The organism is Serratia sp. AKBS12 (assembly GCF_024793895.1).
Classification (GTDB): Bacteria; Pseudomonadota; Gammaproteobacteria; order Enterobacterales; family Enterobacteriaceae; genus Serratia_F.
On sequence record NZ_JANUSB010000016.1, the window covers coordinates 28791 to 49835 of the forward strand.

The window sequence follows — 21045 nt, forward strand, 5'->3', positions numbered from 1 at the left end:
TTCAATAACAAATTCATAAAATTACAGAGAATAGAGGTTACCATGCTGGATAAAACACGTTTACGGATAGCAATGCAGAAATCGGGCCGACTGAGCGAAGAGTCTCAGGAACTGCTGGCGCGTTGCGGTATCAAGATCAACCTGCAGCAACAGCGTCTGATCGCCTTCGCGGAAAACATGCCGATTGATATTCTGCGGGTGCGCGATGACGACATTCCGGGGCTGGTAATGGACGGCGTGGTTGATCTGGGTATCATCGGTGAAAACGTTCTGGAAGAAGAACTGCTCAACCGCCGCGCCCAGGGCGAAGACCCGCGTTACTTCACCCTGCGTCGCCTGGACTTTGGCGGTTGCCGCCTGTCGCTGGCCACCTCGCTCGACAGCGAATACACCGGCCCACAAAGCCTGCAAGATGCCCGCATCGCCACCTCTTATCCGCACATCCTCAAACAGTATCTCGACAAACAGGGCGTTCGTTTCAAATCCTGCCTGCTGAACGGTTCGGTCGAAGTTGCTCCCCGTGCCGGCCTGGCCGATGCCATTTGCGATCTGGTCTCTACCGGTGCGACGCTGGAAGCCAACGGCCTGCGTGAAGTGGAAGTGATCTACCGCTCGAAAGCCTGTCTGATTCAGCGCGACGGCGAAATGCCAGAAGCCAAGCAGCAACTGATCGACCGCCTGATGACGCGCATTCAGGGCGTGATCCAGGCACGTGAATCCAAATACATCATGCTGCACGCGCCAAGCGAGCGTCTAGACGAAATCGTCGCGCTGCTGCCGGGTGCCGAACGTCCGACCATTCTGCCGTTGGCCGGTGCGCAAAACCGCGTCGCGATGCACATGGTCAGCAGCGAAACCCTGTTCTGGGAAACCATGGAAAAACTGAAAGCGCTGGGCGCCAGTTCGATTCTGGTGTTGCCGATTGAGAAGATGATGGAGTAAAGGCCATGTCGAACTTCAATACCTTGGTGAAGTGGGCCGAATGCAGCGCGGAGCAGCGCAGCGAACTGTTAATGCGCCCGGCGATTTCCGCTTCGGACAGCATTACCCGCACGGTGCGCGAGATCCTCGATAACGTTAAAAGCAACGGCGATAGCGCATTGCGTGAATACAGTGCCAAATTTGACAATACCGACGTGAGCGCGCTGCGCGTCAGCGCCGAGCAGATCGCCGCCGCCGCCGCACGCCTAGGCGACGATCTCAAACAGGCGATGGCGGTAGCGGTACGCAATGTGGACACTTTCCACAACGCACAACGGCTACCGGCGGTGGACATTGAAACAATGCCCGGCGTGCGTTGCCAGCAGGTCACCCGCCCGATTGACTCGGTCGGTCTGTATATTCCCGGTGGTTCCGCGCCGCTATTTTCTACCGTGCTAATGCTGGCAACCCCGGCACGTATCGCCGGTTGCCGCCGCGTGGTGCTGTGTTCGCCACCGCCGATTGCCGACGAAATCCTCTATGCCGCACAGCTGTGCGGGGTACAGGAGGTATTCCAGGTCGGCGGCGCACAGGCTATCGCAGCGCTGGCGTTCGGTACCGACTCGGTGCCACGGGTAGACAAGATCTTTGGCCCGGGCAACGCCTTTGTCACCGAAGCCAAGCGTCAGGTAAGCCAACGTCTCGACGGCGCCGCCATTGATATGCCGGCCGGGCCGTCAGAAGTGCTGGTGATTGCCGATAGCGGTGCCACCCCGGCGTTCGTCGCTTCCGATCTGCTGTCACAAGCCGAACACGGGCCGGATTCCCAGGTGATTTTATTGACGCCGGATGCTGCCATGGCACAGGCGGTGGCCGACGAGGTCGATCGGCAGTTGGCGGCGTTACCGCGTGCGGAAACCGCCCGTCAGGCGCTGGCCAGCAGCCGGCTGATCGTCGCACAGGATCTGGCTGAATGTCTGCGCATCAGCAACCAGTACGGCCCGGAGCACCTGATCATTCAGACTCGTAACGCCCGCGAACTGGTCGACGAGGTCACCAGCGCCGGTTCGGTGTTCCTCGGCGACTGGTCGCCAGAATCTGCCGGTGATTACGCTTCTGGCACCAATCACGTGCTGCCGACCTACGGTTACACCGCCACCTGCTCCAGCCTGGGGCTGGCGGATTTCCAAAAACGCATGACGGTGCAGGAACTGACGCCGCAGGGCTTTATCAACCTGGCCGCCACCATTGAACAGCTTGCCGCTGCCGAACAGCTGGTCGCCCACAAGAACGCCGTCACTCTGCGCGTCGCCGCATTGAAGGAGCAAGCATGAGCATTGAAAATCTGGCGCGCCAGAACGTACGTGAGCTGACGCCTTACCAGTCGGCACGCCGGCTCGGTGGCAAGGGCGACGTATGGCTGAACGCCAATGAATATCCATTGGCGCCGACCTTCGAATTGACCGCGCAGACCTTCAACCGCTATCCGGAATGCCAGCCGGCGTTGGTGATTGAACGCTATGCCGACTATGCCGGCGTGCAGAAACAGCAGGTATTGGTCAGCCGCGGGGCGGACGAAGGCATTGAACTGCTGATCCGCGCATTCTGCGAGCCGGGCCAGGACGCCATTCTGTTTTGCCCGCCGACCTACGGCATGTACGCCGTCAGCGCCGAAACCTTCGGCGTCGAACGCCGCACGGTAGCGGCGCGAGACGACTGGCAGCTCGATCTGCCGGCGATTGCCGACAGTCTGGACAACGTCAAGTTGGTATATGTCTGTAGCCCAAACAATCCGACCGGCAATCTGATCGACCCGGACGACTTGCGCGCGCTGCTGGAGATGACCAAAGACAAGGCGATTGTAGCGGTTGACGAGGCCTACATCGAGTTTTGTCCGCAGGCCAGCGTGGTCAGCTGGCTTAACGACTACCCGCACCTGGCCATCCTGCGCACCCTGTCGAAAGCCTTCGCGCTGGCGGGCCTGCGCTGCGGTTTTACCTTGGCCAACCCTGAGCTGATCGCGCTGCTGCTGAAGGTGATCGCCCCTTATCCGCTCTCCACCCCGGTGGCCGATATCGCCGCGCAGGCGTTGAGCGTTGAAGGGCTGCGCATGATGCGCCAACGGGTTAGCGAAATTGCCACCAACCGCAGCTGGCTGCAGCAGGCATTGGCAGACTGCGCCTGTGTCGAACAGGTCTTTGCCAGCGACAGCAATTATCTGCTGGTGCGCTTTAGTGCCTCAAGTAATGTATTTAAAACCTTATGGGATCAGGGCATTATTCTGAGAGACCAAAATAAACAGCCTGGGCTGTCCGGCTGCCTGCGTATCACCATAGGCACCCGTGACGAATGTCAGCGCGTTATTGACGCACTCAACACCCTGCCCGGAGCAACCGAGACTCGCCAGGAGCCAATGTGAGCCAGAAATTTCTCTTTATTGACCGTGACGGCACGCTGATCGCTGAACCCCCCGAAGATTTCCAGGTTGACCGCCTGGACAAGCTGGCGCTGGAGCCAGACGTCATCCCTTCCCTGCTGGCATTGCAGGCTGCCGGCTATAATCTGGTGATGATCACCAATCAGGACGGGCTGGGCAGCGCCAGTTTCCCGCAGGAAACCTTCGATCCGCCGCACCATCTGATGATGCAGATCCTGTCGTCGCAAGGAATTCACTTCGAGGATATCCTGATCTGCCCGCACCTGCCGGCAGATAACTGCGACTGCCGTAAACCGAAGACCGCACTGGTAAAACATTATCTGGAACCGGGCGTGATCAACGTAGCCAACAGCTACGTGATTGGCGATCGCCAGACCGACGTTCAACTGGCGGCCAATATGGGCATTCAAGGCTTGCTGTACCAGCGTGAAACCCTCGGCTGGAAGGAGATCGCCCGTCAGTTGACCCAGCGCGATCGTCATGCACACGTTAACCGCGTCACCAAGGAAACGCAGATTGACGTCAACGTCTGGCTGGATCGCGAAGGCGGCAGCAAGATAAAAACCGGCGTCGGCTTCTTTGATCACATGCTGGATCAGATCGCTACCCACGGCGGCTTCCGCATGGATATCCAGGTCAACGGCGATCTGTACATCGACGATCACCACACGGTGGAAGACACCGCGCTGGCGCTGGGTGAGGCGCTGAATAAAGCGCTGGGCGACAAACGCGGCATTGCGCGCTTCGGCTTTGTGTTACCAATGGATGAATGCCTGGCGCGGTGCGCGATGGACATTTCCGGGCGCCCGCACCTCGAATATAAAGCAGAATTCAACTATCAGCGCGTTGGCGATCTGAGCACCGAAATGGTCGAACATTTCTTCCGTTCGTTGTCCTACACCATGGGCTGTACGCTGCACCTGAAGACCAAAGGCAAAAACGATCACCACCGGGTGGAAAGCCTGTTCAAGGTGTTCGGCCGCACGCTGCGCCAGGCGATTCGCGTTGAAGGCAATACCCTGCCGAGCTCGAAAGGAGTGCTGTGATGAACGTGGTGATTCTTGATACTGGCTGCGCCAATCTGTCATCGGTGACCTATGCGGTGCAACGCTTGGGTTACCGGCCGACGGTCAGTCGCGATCCCGAGATAGTGCTGCGCGCCGACAAACTGTTTCTGCCAGGTGTTGGCACCGCACAGGCGGCAATGGAACAACTGGAACAGCGCGAACTTATCGAACTGATCAAGGCCTGCACCCAGCCGGTGCTGGGCATTTGTCTCGGCATGCAGCTGCTGGCCAGCGGCAGCGATGAGAACGGCGGCATTAAAACGCTCGGCATCATCGACACGCCGGTGAAACAGATGACCGACGTTGGCCTGCCGTTGCCACACATGGGCTGGAACCAGGTATCGGCCCAGGCTGGCAACCATCTGTTCCGTGCTATCGACGACGGTAGCTACTTCTATTTTGTCCACGGTTATGCGATGCCAATATGCCAAAATACCATCGCCCAGGCCAACTACGGCGAGCCGTTCACCGCCGCCGTGCAAAAAGACAATTTCTTCGGCGTGCAGTTTCATCCAGAACGTTCTGGTGCAGCCGGTGCGCAACTGCTGAAAAACTTTCTGGAGATGTAGGCAGCATGATTATTCCCGCTTTGGATTTGATCGATGGCAACGTGGTGCGCCTGCATCAGGGTGATTACGGCCAACAACGCGACTACGGCAACGATCCGCTGTTGCGGCTGCAGGATTATCAGCAGCAGGGTGCGCAGGTGCTGCATCTGGTGGATCTGACCGGTGCCAAAGACCCGACGGCACGCCAGATACCGCTATTACGTAAACTGCTGGCCGGGGTGAACGTGCCGGTACAGGTGGGTGGCGGCATTCGCAGCCAACAGGACGTGGAGGCGCTGTTAGAGGCCGGAGCCAGCCGTGTGGTGATTGGCTCTACCGCCGTCAAACAGCCGGCGCTGGTGCAGAGCTGGTTTGAACACTATGGCGCCGACGCGTTGGTGCTGGCGCTGGACGTACGCATCAACGCCGAAGGCAGCAAGCAGGTGGCCATCAGCGGCTGGCAGGAAGATTCCGACGCCCGGCTGGAACAGGTGGTTGAGCAGTTTCTGCCCTACGGCCTGAAACACGTCCTCTGTACCGATATTTCGCGCGACGGCACCTTGGCCGGTTCCAACGTGGCGCTATACCGGGAAATCTGCCAGCGTTATCCGCAGATCGCCTTTCAGGCTTCCGGTGGCATTGGCGGGCTGGATGATATTGCGGCCCTGCGCGGCAGCGGCGTAGACGGTGTCATCGTGGGGCGTGCTCTTTTGGAAGGTAAGTTTAACGTTGAGGAGGCGATCGCATGCTGGCAAAACGGATAATTCCCTGTCTGGACGTGAAGGACGGACAAGTGGTGAAAGGCGTGCAGTTTCGCAACCACGAAATCATTGGCGACATCGTGCCGCTGGCGCAGCGTTATGCACAAGAAGGTGCCGACGAGCTGGTGTTTTATGATATTACCGCCTCAAGCGATGGCCGCGTGGTGGATAAAAGCTGGGTGTCACGTGTCGCAGAAGTGATCGATATCCCCTTCTGTGTCGCCGGCGGTATTAAAAGCGTCGATGACGCCAGCCAGATACTGTCTTTTGGCGCGGACAAGATTTCAGTCAACTCACCGGCGTTGGCGGATCCTGGCCTGATCGGTCGCTTGGCGGACCGTTTTGGCGTGCAGTGCATCGTGATTGGCATCGATACCTGGTATGACAGCGAGAGTGGCAAATATCACGTCAACCAGTATACCGGCGACGAAAGCCGCACCCGCGTCACCCAATGGGAAACGCTGGACTGGGTGAAAGAAGTGCAAAAACGCGGTGCCGGCGAGATCGTGCTAAACATGATGAATCAGGACGGCGTGCGTAACGGCTACGATCTGCAACAGTTGCAGCGCGTGCGTGAGGTGTGCAATGTGCCGCTGATCGCTTCGGGCGGTGCCGGTACCATGGAGCACTTCCTGCAGGCCTTCCGTGACGCCAACGTTGACGGTGCCCTGGCCGCGTCGGTGTTCCATAAGCAAATTATCAATATCGGCGAACTGAAACGGTTCCTGGCCGATCAAGGCGTGGAGATTCGCGTGTGTTAACAGAACAACAAAAAGCCCGGCTCGATTGGCAAAAAACCGGCCACCTGCTGCCGGCGATCGTTCAGCATGCCGTTTCCGGCGAAGTACTGATGCTGGGTTATATGAACCAGGAGGCGCTGGCGGCGACCGAACAAAGCGGTAAAGTGACCTTTTTCTCGCGTAGCAAACAGCGCCTGTGGACCAAGGGCGAAAGTTCCGGCCACTTTCTCAATGTGGTCAGCATCACGCCGGATTGCGACAACGATACGCTGTTGATCCTGGCCAAACCGATCGGCCCGACCTGCCACCTTGGCAACAGCAGTTGCTTCTTCCCGGCGAACAGCGATTGGGGCTTCCTGTATCAGTTGGAGCAGTTGCTGGCTGAGCGCAAGCATGCCGATCCGAGCAGTTCCTACACCGCCAGCCTGTATGCCAGCGGCACCAAGCGCATCGCACAGAAAGTCGGTGAGGAAGGCGTGGAAACCGCGCTGGCCGCAACGGTCAACGATCGTGCCGAGCTGACCAACGAGGCGTCAGATCTGATTTACCATCTGCTGGTGTTATTGCAGGATCAGGACCTGGATCTCGCTACGGTGATCGGCCGCCTGCGCGAACGCCACGCAAAATAACCGAATCTGGGCCAAAAAAAACCCGGCAGCGCCGGGTTTTTATCAACTTAATCCAATTGTTACGCCGTTTTCTTCAGGTCTTTCACCGCATTGCGCAAAATGACAATTGCCGAGCCAACGATCAGACCGACAATCAACGCCAGCAAAATAATCAGTGCGCGTTTTGGACTGTCACGCAACTCGGGCAGATCGGGACGCTGGATATAGCGGTAGGCACTCAACCCGTCCAGGTTTTCTTCATAATTGTTCAGGGCAATCAACGCTCGCTGGGTGTCGTAGTATTCGCGATCCAGCGCCAGAGGACGCGTACTTTCGTTGGCCAGCAACGAATTCAGCGCCGGCGCGCCCAGCAGGAACAGGCTGTCATCTGACAGATCCTCCGACATCTGCACCTTCGGCTCCAGGATCTTGGCCGCCGTCGCGACTTTCACCGCTTCGCGCAGCACTTTCAAACGCTGGTTCTTTTTCTCTTCGGCCACGCCCAACTGTGCGGCAAGCGTTTCGTTTAATTCCTTCTTCTTCACCGTCAGCGTGCTTTTAATGTCATCTTTGGCACCGTTTACCACCACGCGATTGACGTTATCAATGTAGACCTGCAGTTTTTTCTGCGCTTCGGCGGCGCTGGTGGCGGTAAAGGAGATCCGCAGAGGATCGTTGGAACCGCTGACCAAAGGATTCACGTTCAGTTTCAATGGCGTTTTCATGCGCTGTAACGACATTGACAAGGAGGTCATGGTCCCATTGAAACGGTTGAACAGCAGTTCCTGCAACACCGGGATAGAGGTTTTATCCTGTGGCGAAGAGGTAAAGATAATATTCTGTGCGGTATTGTAGTTGGCCAACTGGCCGGCCGTCGGGCGGCTGACCACCGCTTCCGAGGTCCATTGCTGTTTGGCGACCGCCAAATAAATGCCGCTCAGAATCAATGTCACTATTATCGAAATAATTATCGTCTTTTTACCCTGCCATAACTGGAGTACGACGCCAATCAGGGAAAAGTCATCGCCGCGTGAAGAGGCTAACGGTTTATTTTCAAAAGTCATATATTTCTCAGACAATTAACAGGCATGAAAATCAAGAAATTGCGCGTTGCCGTGTGACAAATGACGCGATGAGGGAGATGCTGGAGAATATGCAAAAACGTTCTTCCTGGCGGAAGAACGTTTTATTTTAAACCTTATGACCGCTGGAAACTCAGCTCAGCCATTCGGTGTGGAACACGCCTTCTTTGTCGGTGCGCTTGTAAGTATGCGCGCCGAAGTAGTCACGCTGCGCCTGGATCAGGTTCGCCGGCAGTACCGCAGAACGGTAGCTGTCATAGTAGGCGATGGCAGCGGAGAAGGTTGGCGTCGGAATACCGTTTTGTACCGCATAGGAGACGACATCACGCAGCGCCTGCTGGTATTCGTCGGCGATTTGCTTGAAGTAAGGCGCCAGCAGCAGGTTGGCAATGTCGGCATTTTCAGCGTAGGCATCGGTGATCTTCTGCAAGAATTGCGCGCGAATGATGCAACCGGCACGGAAGATCTTGGCGATTTCGCCGTAGTTCAGATCCCAGTTGTTTTCTTTGGACGCCGCCTTCAGCTGTGAGAAGCCCTGCGCATAAGAAACGATTTTGCCCAGGTACAAAGCGCGACGCACTTTTTCGATAAACTCGGCCTTGTCACCGGAGATGACCGCCGCCGTTGGCCCGCTCAGCACTTTAGATGCGGCAACGCGCTGGTCTTTCAGCGAGGACAGGTAACGCGCAAACACCGACTCGGTGATCAGCGACAGGGGCTCGCCCAGATCCAGCGAGCTCTGGCTGGTCCACTTGCCGGTGCCTTTGTTGGCGGCTTCGTCGAGGATCACATCAACCAGATATTTACCCTCTTCATCCTTTTTGGTGAAGATGTCTTTGGTAATGTCGATCAGGTAGCTGTTCAGCTCGCCTTTGTTCCATTCGGCAAAGGTGGTGGCCAGCTCTTCGTTGCTCAGGTTCAGCGCCTGCTTCAGCAGCGAATAGGCTTCGGCAATCAGCTGCATGTCGCCGTATTCGATGCCGTTGTGCACCATTTTCACGTAGTGACCGGCGCCGTCGGCACCAATATAGGTTACGCAAGGTTCGCCTTCGGCAACCGCGGCGATTTTCTCCAGGATTGGCGCCACCAGTTCGTAGGCTTCTTTCTGGCCGCCAGGCATGATGGATGGGCCTTTCAACGCGCCCTCTTCACCGCCGGAAACGCCGGTCCCGATGAAGTTGAAACCCTGGTCAGACAGTTCGCGGTTACGGCGAATGGTGTCCTGATAATAGGTGTTGCCACCGTCGATCAGAATGTCACCTTTATCCAGGTGCGGCGTCAACGACGCAATAGTCTTATCGGTTGCTTCACCTGCTTTAACCATCAGCAAAATGCGGCGTGGTTTTTCCAGGGATGCAACGAACTCTTCGACGGTATAGTACGGCGCCAGGTTTTTACCCGGGTTCTCGGCGATAACTTCGTCAGTCTTGTCTCCAGAACGGTTGAAGATGGAAACGGTGTAACCGCGACTTTCGATGTTGAGTGCCAGATTGCGGCCCATTACCGCCATGCCGACAACGCCGATTTGTTGTTTGGACATTACTAACTCCTGTCTGAAGTAGGACGTCTGAGGCTACAGCTCGTGCCTCAGCTATGTATCAAGCATGTTAACTCAGGTACAAGGAAAGTGGATAGCAATTGATGTGATAGACAAGAAAAGTAAGAAAAACACGCAGTAACCCCGCGTAATTGCTCATTTTTATTCCACACATCTGCAAATGACATGAACTCTTAGCGCGTTAGCATCGCTAGAATTTCTTCTGTTTTTTCTTTCATTAATTGTACGTTAGCCCGCGACTCGAGGTGCAGCCGCGATACGGGCACGTTCTCGCCCGTAAGCCTGCCTCACGCGCCATCGGCGATAAACACGCCAAGGTATGCATTGGCAGCGTTTCGTTAAATCCGGCCGTAGCGATCGTGCAAACGCTCGATGTCATCTTCACCCAGATAGTGTCCGGATCTGACCTCAATCATTTCCAGATCGATCTTACCCGGGTTTTCAAGGGTATGAACGCTGCCGGCGGCGATGAAGGTCGACTGGTTTTCCGCCAGGTAAAACTCTTTGCCATCAACGCTTACCTTTGCCATGCCGCTGACCACCACCCAGTGCTCGGCACGATGCAGGTGGCGCTGCACCGACAGGCCCTCCCCAGGGCGGACGATGATTTTCTTCACTTCGAAATGCTCGCCACGGTCAATATCGCTGATTTTCCCCCATGGGCGATAGGCCGACGAATGCTGACGGAAGTGGTGAAGATTGCGTTTTTTAAGTTCATCGACCACTTTTTTCACTTCCTGCACGCGGTCCTTTACCGAAATGAGCAACGCATCATTGGTATTGATGACAACTATATTTTCTAGACCAATAGTAGCGACTAAAGCATTTTCTGAAGAAATATAGTTGTTACTCGAGTCGATGGAGATGATTTCGCCGTCCGTCACGTTACCCTGTGCATCTTTATTGGATACGTCCCACAACGATGACCAGGAACCGACGTCGCTCCAGCCGGCATCGATCGGGATCACCACCGCCGCCTGGGTTTTTTCCATCACCGCATAATCGATTGAGTCACTCGGACAATGATTGAAAATCTGCTCATCGACGCGAATAAAGTTCATATCACGCTGGCTTTCCTGAATCGAGCGTTGCGTGATTTGATAAATTTCCGGGCTCAGGGTGTTCAATTCGGCCAGGAAAGTATCCGCCTTGAACATAAACATGCCGCTGTTCCAGCTATATTCCCCGCAGGCCAAATATTCCTGCGCCTTTTCAAGACAGGGTTTTTCCACGAAGGCATCAACCTTGAAACACGCATCGCAGAACGCGCTGCCGCGTTTGATGTAACCGTAGCCGGTTTCCGGATGTTCAGGAATGATGCCAAAGGTAACCAACTGCCGTTTGGCAGCGTATTCCATGGCCAGGTTAATCGCGCGATGAAAAACATCCACGTTCTTTATCAAATGGTCGGCGGCCAGCACCAGCAGCGTATCACCGGGGCTGCTTTCCGCCGCCAAGTGCGCTGCCAGCGCCACGGCCGGTGCGGTGTTACGGCCACTTGGCTCAAGGATGATATTGGTACCCAGGCGTTCGATCTCGCGCAGCTGCTCGGCGACCAGGAAACGATGCTGTTCATTGCAAATCACCAACGGATCCGCGACCTCGATGCCTTCCAGACCGTTCAGGCGTTGCAGGGTTTGCTGCAATAAGCTGAAGCCCGTATCATCAATCGATAAAAACTGCTTGGGAAAAGCTTCGCGCGACAGAGGCCACAAACGACTACCGGTACCACCTGCCATGATGACAGGAATTAACTTGGACATGAGTTAACCTTCGATTAATTTATCTATCTGTTCGACAAACGGTTGTAATTGCATGGCCCAGCTTTGATTGCGTGCAATGAAATCCTTGCCGTTTACCGAAATGCGTTGATAGTAGTCTTGATCGCTGTTCAGTTTCAAAACTGCCTGCACGTAATCGTCGACGCTTTCGGCAATGATGAGATCCCGATCCGGCTGCGCGTGAATGCCTTCATAACCGACGCTCGAAACAATCGCCGGAATGCCATGCGCCATATATTCCAGCACTTTGTTTTGCACGCCGGCGCCGAGGCGAACGGAACAGATACCGGCCAGTGCCGGCACCGTATAATGGCCGATGTCCTCGATTTCCCCGGTCACAACAACGCCCGGATACTGTAGAAGGCTCTTGATGCTGCTTTCTTGAATACGGCCAATCACCACAAAGGTATAATCACCATGCTGGCGTAATACCGGCATCACTTTACTGGCAAACCACAGGGCGGCATCCATGTTCTGTACGGAATTCATATTGCCGATAAAGACCAGACGTTTTGAATCATTCTTTTCGCTGTTAGTGTAGGACGACATATCTACGCCGTTAGAACACACCAAAACTTTATCATCGTAGTTATTTTTATATAGATATTCTTTGTCTACTTTAGAAACAAATACTGCCAAATCAATTTTTTCGATTAGTTGCCTTTCATAACAGTTCAAGCGATGCTGCTCTAGCGAGTAAATACAGTTTTTTAACCCCGCCTTACCCGCAACCTGACGCACCCGCTCGTAATTCATCGAGATGGCGTCGGTCATCTCTACCACTTTAGGTTGGGGAAGATTAACGATGTATTCACTGGTGCGCACCAGATGCGCCAATAACAGCTGGCACTCTCTGGCCTTGCTGTTGACCAGCTGTTGAAACTCGTCCGAACGATAATAGGCAATCTGCAATGGCGTGCGTTTAAATACGTTTGCCATTGTCAGCAGAGTGTTCAGTCGAGATTTCCAGGTGGGCAACATAACGCGATGCACTTCTGAAAATACGCCGTCTTGCGGCACCGGATAGTTCAATTCACTTTGCGTTTCACAGAGAGAGACCAGAATCAACTCATACTTCTTGGCGAGTTCTTTGCAAATATTAAATATTCTCAAACGGTCACCGCCAATTACCGGATATGGAAAGCGCGGGGTGACTATCAAAATTTTATTCACCGTTCCCTCTCTTCAGTAGACGGTTTAATTCACTTTCTATTTGATGATGCTCTTGCGGCGCACGCGGCGAATAAAATGCGTCGCCAAACCCTTGCCCCAAGAAACGCTCCATGGCGGCCAACCCTTGCTTGAAGTCATGGCCGTCGCGGTACAGCCAGACGAATTCGTCACGCTGCTCTTTGAAGGTAGCAATGTCGGAGGCAATTACCAGCTTGCCGGCCAGCTTGCCCTCGGCAATGGTACGCCCGTACCCTTCATTGAGCGAATGCGCCCAGACAAACGAACAAGAGTGATACAGAGCAACGATGTCTTCATCGGCAATCTGCGGATAAATGGTCACATGCTGCTGAATGGCCGCAAACTCGGGACGTGCAAGTATCGAACGATCGCCACTCATGCCAATCACCCGCAGCGGCAGCCGGTCGTATAGCCCGCTTTGCAGATAGAGCATCAGCGCACCATGAAAATCTTTGTTCTCGCCACGTCCGGAACACAGCAGGATGAACTTTTCATCCGAAGCGGTAGTGTTAGCAATCAGGCTCTCAAAGCGATAAAAACCGTTGAGTAAAACGCGCTTTTCACACGCCGGGAAGCAGTTATAGATATTGGCCTGGCGCAAAATTGCCTGGGAAACAAAAAACACCTTACGTTTGAAAGCGCAGGCGAACTGCTGGCTGATACGGATATACAACGCTGCAAAGCTGGTTTTTTTATTCGGGATAAAGTCATGCACCACCATCACCGACTTTGGCGAGAGCGCCCCCAACAGAGCGATCGAGTTATAAGGGTAAATGGTGACCGTCGCTCGCGAAAACCAGGCGTAAAGCGGCACGTAGAATTGTTCGAACAGCACAAAGAGAATATTAATCAGCCCGCGTGGCAGCTTGTACCATAAACGTGGCATGCGCAGCTGGACACACTCATAGCCCAGTTTATTCAGGGCAAACGCCAGATTGTCACAGTATACCGGGATACCTCGGTGCAGGTAGCCAGAGAAAAAATTGTTAATCAAGATTTTTTTCATCAGATTGCTGTGGCCTTACAAAAAAAAGATAGGAAATTAAAATAACGGGCAACGCTTTAAACAACGAGACGAAGGGTTGAACCATTTCCGCACGGGTCGTATAGAACAGGAACGGCAGCATGGCGATACCGCACAAGTTCAGGATTGGATTGCGCGTTTGCAATAATTTATCAATCACCACAATAAACAGAATGCAGTAGCCGAACAGCACCAGCGGGAACAGCACCGTGGAGACAATCATCGACTCAAGCAGAATCGACGACGACAGGGCAATCCCCTCGCTCGCACCGGAGAGCGCCACATGGGTATAGGCCTGTGCAACCGTTGCGTCACCGCTGCCGATACCAATCAGGTCAAAGAACTGTCTAAACACCAGGGCGGGGTCGACGCCGGCCAGCACCTCCGGCCCGCTCGACATTTGCAGTACATCCTTGATGCCAAACACCGTCGAAGAAAGCGAGTCCAGCACGATCAACAGGTAGCTGGTAAAGTCGATGGTAAAGCCTTCACGCACGTATGACACCACGCTGAGCAACACAAACACCGCGATGACCGGCACTACCCCGGTCATGCGCTTAAACAGCTGGTAACCCCGCTGTCTGTTTTGTATTGCCACCAGAATGAACAGCGCCATCAATGAGAAGAAAAACTTGTTCCTGACGCCAATCACCAGATCCGAGGCGATCATCAATAAGCCAATGAACTTCACCTTTTTGGAGCTGGGGAATAGGAATACCGCCAGTCCGAGTACATTGGAGAAACCGCTGATCGAACGAATGATAAACGGCACCGAAGCGTGCAACTCATCACCCTCGGTATATATCGCCAAATGACCCAGCCCAGAAGAAATCAGGAATGATGCATAGACAAAAATTTTATAAAACTGGCAAACCGCCACCAGCAGAAACACCAGATAGAAGATCTGGCTTAACTGATACTCGTTGCGCCAGGTCGTGGCCCTGACCTCAAACAGAGGACAGCAGGCAAACAGGAACAGGTTGACCCAGATAACCGACAGTAAAAAAAGCTGAAAATTGGCGTCCATGGTCGTAAAGATAAGGTAGACCGCCGGTATGCCCAGTATCAGCGAAAACATAAAGCAGAACATCAGCGCCAGCGAGAAGTAGCGTATGCGGTTAAAGTAGAAAAACGCCAACACGCTGAAAAAGAGAACGCTGACGATGGCAAAGGTAATATTTCTATTGCTGTCGAGCAGGTTCAGCACCGAGGTTATTGCCATAAATAGGGCAAACAACGCAGCCAGAGAAAATGTCAATACGACATTTTGCTTCCTCATGTCTATCTGCAGGGGGGAATAGGTTTGGCTCATAGAGTAGGCTTGTCTTTTTTCATATAGATAAACAGGAAGAGTAATAAGCAGACAAAACTGATCGACTCTACCAGCAGAATAGAGCCTGCGGTGCCAGTCACCCCCCAATGGGTGGTGGCATAGTACATCGCCGGCAATGCGACGATAAAACACAGAATGGAGGTAAACAGACCAACCTTGAATAACCCTTGGGATTGCAGCATTGCCGTCAGCGCGCCGTTAACGCACTTGACCGCGGCAATCATTAAAAAGATGGCGATCAGGCTTTGGGTATACGCATTTTCCAACAGGAAGTACTTGCCGAAGAGGAGTATCAACAGGTAATAAGCGAGCGTCGAAAAAAGGGTGTAACCGATAATCAAGCCGAAAAACCGGGTTAACAACCCCGAGCAATTGCGGTTGAAACCGAGCGGAATACCGCAAAATTTGGCATATGCCACCGTTGATAATACCGACGATACCATTACCAGCGGATCGACCATGCGGAAAACCTGCCCATAGGCAGCCAGGTTTTCCGGCGAAAAATGCTTGATGTAGAAGTTATCCAGCCGGCTGTAAAATATGACGATAACCGCAGTAAGCCCAATGCTGTAAGTATGTCGATAGAGCGGAGCAATCTCTTTTATCCGGCTGAGGCGGAATACCCGCAGCCAGGAAAAATCGGTGGCGAAGACCAGTTTACTGACCACCAGCAATGAGAAGATCACCTCAACGCACAGGTATATCCAGGGCGATAACGCAATCGCCGAAAAATAACTGATGGCAAAAAACAGCCCCAGCAACACCGTGGCCAAAATAACCCGGTCCAACAGCATACGGTTATTGTTCTGCGACTGAAAATAACTTACCGCCAAATTAAACAATAAAGAGAAAGGCAGCACCAGAGCCAATGGCAGCAGGAAATCTGCTTCATAACCTTGGAAAATCAATCCGGCAAAAACTACCAGACTGACGATCACACCAACGCAGATTTTTTGTAAACACACCAACTCAAGTAGCTGAATTTTTTCCTGCTGTTGTAATTCGGTATAACGACGGATAACAAATACATCGACACCGAAGTCGACCACGATTCGCATGATTTCGATGATACCGACCAACAGGACAAAATCCCCACCATTCTCAATACCTAAAGAACGGGTAATAAGAATAATGGCCAGCGTTTTAAGACTGAAATAACATATTTTATTAATCAGTGAATAAAAACCATCTGATAATATTTCTCTAATCATTTTACTACTCAGCCATGCGCTTGTTTATTGCTCAAATCTGTTTCATAAAGCCACAGTTTGACGAAAATGGTATTATTTCTGGCTTAATTCACCAGTAAACAATGAAGAAAACTTAACAGATAGCCGCGCTGCGTAATGAAAACCATTTGCATGACACGCCGACAGGTTGCGCGGTTTGGAAATAACGTCAGGGCTTAACGCGCTGCGGCTCTCTGACAACGCCGGTTTTATGCACGCTACCGCCCTTGGCTTGCAGCTACCAATGCACTGAGAATTTTATACGCTGCTGTACACCCGCCAAAAACGCCCAGCTTGATGCCCAGCTTCTGCCAGCGTGTTTCATTTAGATAACCGCTGTTAATGCATTAACGTAACAAATGCGGCCAATATTACCATAGCGACTGAAACACCAACAGCGCCGCAGGCCAGCGATAGTAGGCCGTTTTCCTCTCATCAGCAAATACAAACGATTTAAAAAAAATCGTTTGCCCGATCAGACAAATCTCGGCACCTGCCCTGCCCGACGCCTGGAACACCTATTTGATTTGCGCCTCCGTTGGCGCGGTTAAATACCGGTGTGGCGCGTTTGATGATAATAACTCACGTTATTATAGTGCTGGCAAACTTAATTCCACCACGGATCAGCCTGCCAGCAACCGGTTGATTTTACTTTTTATATCCCTGTGGATTGTTGCTCTGCCAGTTCCAGGTATCACGCATCATTTCATCAATTCCGCGTTTGACTTCCCAGCCCAGATCCCGTTTGGCCAATGAGGCATCGGCCCAGAATGCCGGCAGGTCGCCGTCTCGGCGTGGCAAAATTTGATAGGGGATGGTTACCTCGGCGGCTTTCTCGAAGGCATGAACCATCTCCAGCACCGAGTAGCCTACCCCGGCGCCGAGATTGTAGGCTTTGAAGCCGCTGTTACCGTTCAGATGATCCATGGCCATCAGATGCCCTTCGGCCAAATCCATAACGTGAATGTAATCACGCACGCCGGTGCCATCCTTGGTGGGATAGTCGCCACCGAAGATACCGAGCTTCTCCAGTTTGCCGATGGCTACCTGCGCGATATACGGCAACAGGTTGTTGGGGATACCGTTCGGATCTTCACCGATAAGCCCCGATGGATGCGCTCCCACCGGGTTGAAGTAACGCAGCGCGATGATGGAAAACGCCGGCTCGGCCTTGGCAAAATCCTGCAGAATCTGCTCGACCATCAGCTTCGAGGTACCGTATGGGCTGGTTGTGCCGCCAATAGGCGTGGTTTCTACGTACGGCACCGGCGCATTGGCGCCATAGACGGTAGCGGAAGAACTGAAGATGAACTGGTGTACGCCAGCCTCGCGCATCGTCTGCAGTAGAACCAGGGTGCCGGCAACGTTGTTCTGGTAATATTCTAACGGTTTACGGGTAGATTCTCCGACCGCCTTCAGACCGGCAAAATGAATCACCGAGGAGATGTCATGCGCGTCAAAAATGCGCTTTAGGCATGCGCGGTCCTGGATATCGCCCTGATAGAATACCGCAGTCTTGCCGGTTAATTGCTCGACCCGATGCAGAGATATCTCGGATGCGTTCGACAGGTTATCCAGGACTACGACATTTTCACCACGCTCCAACAGCGCCAATACGGTATGTGATCCAATATATCCGGCGCCGCCGGTGACTAAAATTGCCATGAAAACCCCTCATACATTCATAGATGTTTTACATTGCCATACTTCGCTATTCTAACCACCTCATCAGCGAGATACATCAGAATCAATGAGAAAATTCATTTAATTTTCCTCAAGCAAAAACCGGCGCAAAAATCATGCGCCGGTTTTTATTAGCGTAAAGCAATAAGAAAGTTTATTCCGCGTTGAGTAAACGCAATATTTCTTCTGTTTTTTGCTGCATTAATTGTACGTTAGCGCGCGACTCGACGTTTAAACGAACAACCGGTTCGGTATTCGACGAGCGCAGATTGAAGCGCCAATCCCCAATTTCCATGCTGATGCCGTCGGTATAGTCCACCGCCGTCGCCTGGCTCAGATAATGCTGCTTCACTTTTTCTATCGACCCTGCCGGATCGGCCAGCTTACTATTGATTTCGCCCGAGGAAGGATAGGCTGCAATACGATCACGCACCAGCTCACCCAGCGTTTGCCCCTTCACACATACCAGCTCCGCCACCAGCAACCAGGGGATCATCCCACTGTCGCAATAGGCGAAGTCGCGGAAGTAGTGATGCGCGCTCATCTCACCGCCGTAAATAGCATCTTCTGCCCGCATACGCTCCTTGATGAACGCATGGCCAGTTTTGGACATCACCGGCTCGCCGCCGGCAGCCGTCACCACATCGATGGTGTTCCAGCTCAGACGCGGATCGTGAATAATTTTCGCCCCGGGTTGCTTCTGCAAGAACGCTTCCGCCAGCAGTCCAACGATGTAATAACCTTCGATAAATTCGCCATGCTCATCGAACAGGAAGCAACGGTCGAAGTCGCCGTCGAAGGCTATTCCCATGTCCGCCTTATGTTCGCGCACGGCATTGGCCGTGTCTGCGCGACACTCAGGCAACAGTGGGTTAGGAATACCGTTAGGGAAGGTGCCATCCGGCTGGTGGTGAACCTTGATGAACTCTAGTGGCACCCCCAGTGCGCCTAGCTGTGCCTCGATGGCGTCAATCACATGACCTGCGGCGCCGTTACCAGAGTTGATCACCAGTTTCAACGGCTTGAAATTCTCAACCTTGACGTAAGAAAGGATATGCTGCACGTAGTCGCCAAGAACGTCTTTACGCACGTAACTACCACGAGTCGCCGCAACCTCGGAAAACTGATTTCTTTCCGCCAGTTCCTGAACGGCGCGCAGACCGGTATCACCGCTAATCGGACGGGATCCTTCACGCACCAGCTTCATGCCATTGTAATCGATTGGATTATGACTGGCCGTCACTTCGACACCGCCGTCGGCATTAAGATGTGAGGTAGCAAAATACACTTCTTCGGTTCCCGTCATACCAATATCGATGACGTCTGTCCCTGCGTCCTGCAACCCTTTCGCCAGCGCCAGCTTCAAGCCTTCACTGGTCAGCCTGACATCGCTGCCCAATACAATGCTTTTAGGCTGCAAAAACTCACCATAGGCACGACCAATGCGGTAGGCGATATCTTCATTTAATTCTTCGCCCAGTTTCCCACGCACATCGTAGGCTTTAAAACATGTCAACTTTTCCATCATCTTATCCTTTAATTAAACTCTGCCGTACCGATCGTGCAAACGTTCTATATCATCCTCTTCCAAGTAATGCCCCGATCTGACCTCTATCATTTCCAGATCGATTTTCCCTGGATTCTCGAGCGTATGCACACTACCGGCAGGTATAAAGGTGGACTGATTTTCTGAAAGATAGAATTCGTTATTGTCAACGCTCACCTTCGCCGTTCCACTGACCACCACCCAATGTTCAGCCCGATGGAGATGGCGCTGAACTGACAACCCTTCACCAGGGTGGACAATAATTTTCTTTACCTGGAAGTGATCACCGCTATCAATGTCGCAGATCTTGCCCCATGGCCGGTAGGAAGAAGAATGTTGCCGATAGTGATGCAGATTGCGTCTTTTAAGCTCATCGACCACTTTCTTAACGTCTTGCACACGATCTTTTACTGAAATTAACAATGCGTCATCAGTGTTGATCACAACGATATCATCCAGGCCAATGGTGGCGACCAGTGCCTTCTCGGAAGAGATATAGTTGTTGCTGGAATCGATTGAGATGATCTCGCCAACATTGACGTTACCCTGAACATCTTTTTCAGAAACGTCCCACAGCGATGACCATGAACCGACATCGCTCCAGCCAGCGTCAATGGGGATCACCACCGCGTCATGCGTTTTTTCCATCACTGCGTAGTCAATAGAATCGCTAGGGCAAGGGCTAAAGACCGCTTCGTCAATGCGAATAAAGTTCATGTCACGCTGGCTTTCATTAATCGCACGTTGGGTAACTTGATAAATTTCCGGGCTAAATTGCTTCAGCTCGCGTAGGAAGCAGTCAGCCTTGAACATAAACATGCCGCTGTTCCAGCTGTATTCACCCGAAGCTAAGTATGCCTGCGCCTTTTCCAGGCAAGGCTTCTCTACAAACGCATCGACCTTGAAACACGCATCGCAAAACGCGCTGCCGCGCTTGATATAGCCGTAGCCGGTTTCCGGATGCTCAGGGATAATACCGAAAGTAACCAGTTGCTCTTTCGCTGCGTATTCCATTGCCAGCTTGATGGCATCGTGGAAAACGTCCACCTTTTTAATCAGGTGGTCCGCAGCCAATACCAGCAAAGTATCCCCTGGCGCGCTTTCAGCCGCTAAATGTGCTGCCAACGCTACGGCTGGCGCAGTGTTGCGCCCCATCGGCTCCAAAATGATATTGGTTCCCAGTTGACCAATTTCACGTAACTGTTCAGCAACCAGAAAACGGTGATTTTCATTGCAGATAACCAATGGTGCTGCGACTTCACACCCTTCAAAACTTGATAGGCGCTGTAGCGTTTGCTGTAACAAACTGAATCCACTGTCATCAATGGATAAGAATTGTTTAGGAAAAGACTCGCGTGACAAGGGCCACAACCGGCTACCGGTACCGCCGGCCATAACCACAGGAATTAGTTTTGACATTATTAACCCTTTACTCAGTCGTCCTACTTGCAAACAGAGACCACAATACGATTGGCTGTTTATTCACCATAAAATTTATACTTTCGTCAACGGCATACATACTTATGCAGACCCCTC

General features: G+C 52.9%; 18 protein-coding genes. 8 read left to right on the forward strand and 10 right to left on the reverse strand.

The window, feature by feature from the left end; genetic code table 11:
* Positions 1–42: 42 nt before the first annotated feature.
* The 8 genes from hisG to hisIE are packed head-to-tail and all read left to right on the forward strand — an operon-like array spanning position 43 to position 7103.
* Positions 43–942 carry an ATP phosphoribosyltransferase gene (gene hisG, locus NYE85_RS19515; RefSeq protein ID WP_259006405.1) on the forward strand — a complete coding sequence of 300 codons (900 nt, stop codon included), beginning with the start codon at positions 43–45 and terminating at the stop codon, positions 940–942.
* Positions 943–947: 5 nt separating this feature from the next.
* Complete coding sequence (gene hisD / locus NYE85_RS19520; protein ID WP_259006406.1) at positions 948–2255, forward strand: histidinol dehydrogenase; 1308 nt, start codon at positions 948–950, stop codon at positions 2253–2255.
* Positions 2252–3340 carry a histidinol-phosphate transaminase gene (gene hisC, locus NYE85_RS19525; protein ID WP_259006407.1) on the forward strand — a complete coding sequence of 363 codons (1089 nt, stop codon included), beginning with the start codon at positions 2252–2254 and terminating at the stop codon, positions 3338–3340. Before hisD ends, hisC begins: the two co-directional genes overlap by 4 nt.
* Complete coding sequence (gene hisB, locus NYE85_RS19530; RefSeq protein ID WP_259006408.1) at positions 3337–4404, forward strand: bifunctional histidinol-phosphatase/imidazoleglycerol-phosphate dehydratase HisB; 1068 nt, start codon at positions 3337–3339, stop codon at positions 4402–4404. Before hisC ends, hisB begins: the two co-directional genes overlap by 4 nt.
* Positions 4404–4994: an imidazole glycerol phosphate synthase subunit HisH gene (gene hisH, locus NYE85_RS19535; RefSeq protein ID WP_259006409.1), complete on the forward strand. Its 591-nt coding sequence runs from the start codon at positions 4404–4406 to the stop codon at positions 4992–4994. Before hisB ends, hisH begins: the two co-directional genes overlap by 1 nt.
* Positions 4995–4999: 5 nt before the next feature.
* Positions 5000–5737, forward strand: coding sequence for a 1-(5-phosphoribosyl)-5-[(5-phosphoribosylamino)methylideneamino]imidazole-4-carboxamide isomerase (gene hisA, locus NYE85_RS19540; protein ID WP_259006410.1), 738 nt, complete (start codon positions 5000–5002; stop codon positions 5735–5737).
* Positions 5719–6495 carry an imidazole glycerol phosphate synthase subunit HisF gene (gene hisF, locus NYE85_RS19545; protein WP_259006411.1) on the forward strand — a complete coding sequence of 259 codons (777 nt, stop codon included), beginning with the start codon at positions 5719–5721 and terminating at the stop codon, positions 6493–6495. Before hisA ends, hisF begins: the two co-directional genes overlap by 19 nt.
* Positions 6489–7103, forward strand: a complete 615-nt coding sequence (gene hisIE, locus NYE85_RS19550) for a bifunctional phosphoribosyl-AMP cyclohydrolase/phosphoribosyl-ATP diphosphatase HisIE (protein WP_259006412.1) — start codon at positions 6489–6491, stop codon at positions 7101–7103. The genes hisF and hisIE overlap by 7 nt, the downstream gene beginning before the upstream one ends.
* Before the next feature lie 59 nt (positions 7104–7162).
* Here the strand turns inward: hisIE and wzzB are convergent, their stop codons facing one another.
* The 10 genes from wzzB to NYE85_RS19600 form a co-directional block, all read right to left on the reverse strand.
* Complete coding sequence (wzzB, locus tag NYE85_RS19555; protein ID WP_259006413.1) at positions 7163–8146, reverse strand: LPS O-antigen chain length determinant protein WzzB; 984 nt, start codon at positions 8144–8146, stop codon at positions 7163–7165.
* A 151-nt stretch (positions 8147–8297) separates the two neighbouring features.
* On the reverse strand, positions 8298–9704 hold the full coding sequence (gndA, locus tag NYE85_RS19560; protein ID WP_259006414.1) for an NADP-dependent phosphogluconate dehydrogenase: 1407 nt from the start codon (positions 9702–9704) through the stop codon (positions 8298–8300).
* A 356-nt stretch (positions 9705–10060) separates the two neighbouring features.
* Positions 10061–11485 (reverse strand): mannose-1-phosphate guanylyltransferase/mannose-6-phosphate isomerase, encoded by a 1425-nt coding sequence (locus tag NYE85_RS19565; protein WP_259006415.1) that lies wholly within the window; start codon positions 11483–11485, stop codon positions 10061–10063.
* Between the two features lie 3 nt (positions 11486–11488).
* Positions 11489–12676, reverse strand: coding sequence for a glycosyltransferase family 4 protein (locus tag NYE85_RS19570; protein WP_259006416.1), 1188 nt, complete (start codon positions 12674–12676; stop codon positions 11489–11491).
* Positions 12669–13688 carry a glycosyltransferase gene (locus NYE85_RS19575; protein WP_259006417.1) on the reverse strand — a complete coding sequence of 340 codons (1020 nt, stop codon included), beginning with the start codon at positions 13686–13688 and terminating at the stop codon, positions 12669–12671. Before NYE85_RS19575 ends, NYE85_RS19570 begins: the two co-directional genes overlap by 8 nt.
* A complete protein-coding gene (gene wzy / locus NYE85_RS19580) occupies positions 13681–14997 on the reverse strand; it encodes an O-antigen polysaccharide polymerase Wzy (RefSeq protein WP_259006418.1) in 1317 nt (438 codons plus the stop codon). Before wzy ends, NYE85_RS19575 begins: the two co-directional genes overlap by 8 nt.
* A 29-nt stretch (positions 14998–15026) precedes the next feature.
* Complete coding sequence (locus NYE85_RS19585) at positions 15027–16262, reverse strand: lipopolysaccharide biosynthesis protein (protein WP_259006419.1); 1236 nt, start codon at positions 16260–16262, stop codon at positions 15027–15029.
* Between the two features lie 666 nt (positions 16263–16928).
* The gene (gene galE / locus NYE85_RS19590) at positions 16929–17945 is read right to left on the reverse strand and encodes a UDP-glucose 4-epimerase GalE (RefSeq protein WP_259006420.1); all 1017 of its coding nucleotides are present in this window, start codon (positions 17943–17945) and stop codon (positions 16929–16931) included.
* Positions 17946–18117: 172 nt separating this feature from the next.
* Positions 18118–19488 (reverse strand): phosphomannomutase CpsG, encoded by a 1371-nt coding sequence (gene cpsG, locus NYE85_RS19595; protein ID WP_259006421.1) that lies wholly within the window; start codon positions 19486–19488, stop codon positions 18118–18120.
* Positions 19489–19503: 15 nt separating this feature from the next.
* Positions 19504–20928 (reverse strand): mannose-1-phosphate guanylyltransferase/mannose-6-phosphate isomerase, encoded by a 1425-nt coding sequence (locus NYE85_RS19600; RefSeq protein ID WP_259006422.1) that lies wholly within the window; start codon positions 20926–20928, stop codon positions 19504–19506.
* Between the last annotated feature and the right edge of the window lie 117 nt (positions 20929–21045).

What these genes read in the sequence shown, in the direction of transcription:
- hisF (WP_259006411.1), top strand. Translation starts at nt 5,719, where the DNA reads ATGCTGGCAAAACGGATAATTCCCTGTCTGGACGTGAAGGACGGACAA.
- galE (WP_259006420.1), bottom strand. Translation starts at nt 17,945, where the DNA reads ATGGCAATTTTAGTCACCGGCGGCGCCGGATATATTGGATCACATACC.
- hisC (WP_259006407.1), top strand. Translation starts at nt 2,252, where the DNA reads ATGAGCATTGAAAATCTGGCGCGCCAGAACGTACGTGAGCTGACGCCT.
- NYE85_RS19585 (WP_259006419.1), bottom strand. Translation starts at nt 16,262, where the DNA reads ATGATTAGAGAAATATTATCAGATGGTTTTTATTCACTGATTAATAAA.
- hisG (WP_259006405.1), top strand. Translation starts at nt 43, where the DNA reads ATGCTGGATAAAACACGTTTACGGATAGCAATGCAGAAATCGGGCCGA.
- wzzB (WP_259006413.1), bottom strand. Translation starts at nt 8,146, where the DNA reads ATGACTTTTGAAAATAAACCGTTAGCCTCTTCACGCGGCGATGACTTT.
- wzy (WP_259006418.1), bottom strand. Translation starts at nt 14,997, where the DNA reads ATGAGGAAGCAAAATGTCGTATTGACATTTTCTCTGGCTGCGTTGTTT.
- cpsG (WP_259006421.1), bottom strand. Translation starts at nt 19,488, where the DNA reads ATGGAAAAGTTGACATGTTTTAAAGCCTACGATGTGCGTGGGAAACTG.
- gndA (WP_259006414.1), bottom strand. Translation starts at nt 9,704, where the DNA reads ATGTCCAAACAACAAATCGGCGTTGTCGGCATGGCGGTAATGGGCCGC.
- hisD (WP_259006406.1), top strand. Translation starts at nt 948, where the DNA reads ATGTCGAACTTCAATACCTTGGTGAAGTGGGCCGAATGCAGCGCGGAG.
- NYE85_RS19600 (WP_259006422.1), bottom strand. Translation starts at nt 20,928, where the DNA reads ATGTCAAAACTAATTCCTGTGGTTATGGCCGGCGGTACCGGTAGCCGG.
- hisA (WP_259006410.1), top strand. Translation starts at nt 5,000, where the DNA reads ATGATTATTCCCGCTTTGGATTTGATCGATGGCAACGTGGTGCGCCTG.
- hisH (WP_259006409.1), top strand. Translation starts at nt 4,404, where the DNA reads ATGAACGTGGTGATTCTTGATACTGGCTGCGCCAATCTGTCATCGGTG.
- NYE85_RS19565 (WP_259006415.1), bottom strand. Translation starts at nt 11,485, where the DNA reads ATGTCCAAGTTAATTCCTGTCATCATGGCAGGTGGTACCGGTAGTCGT.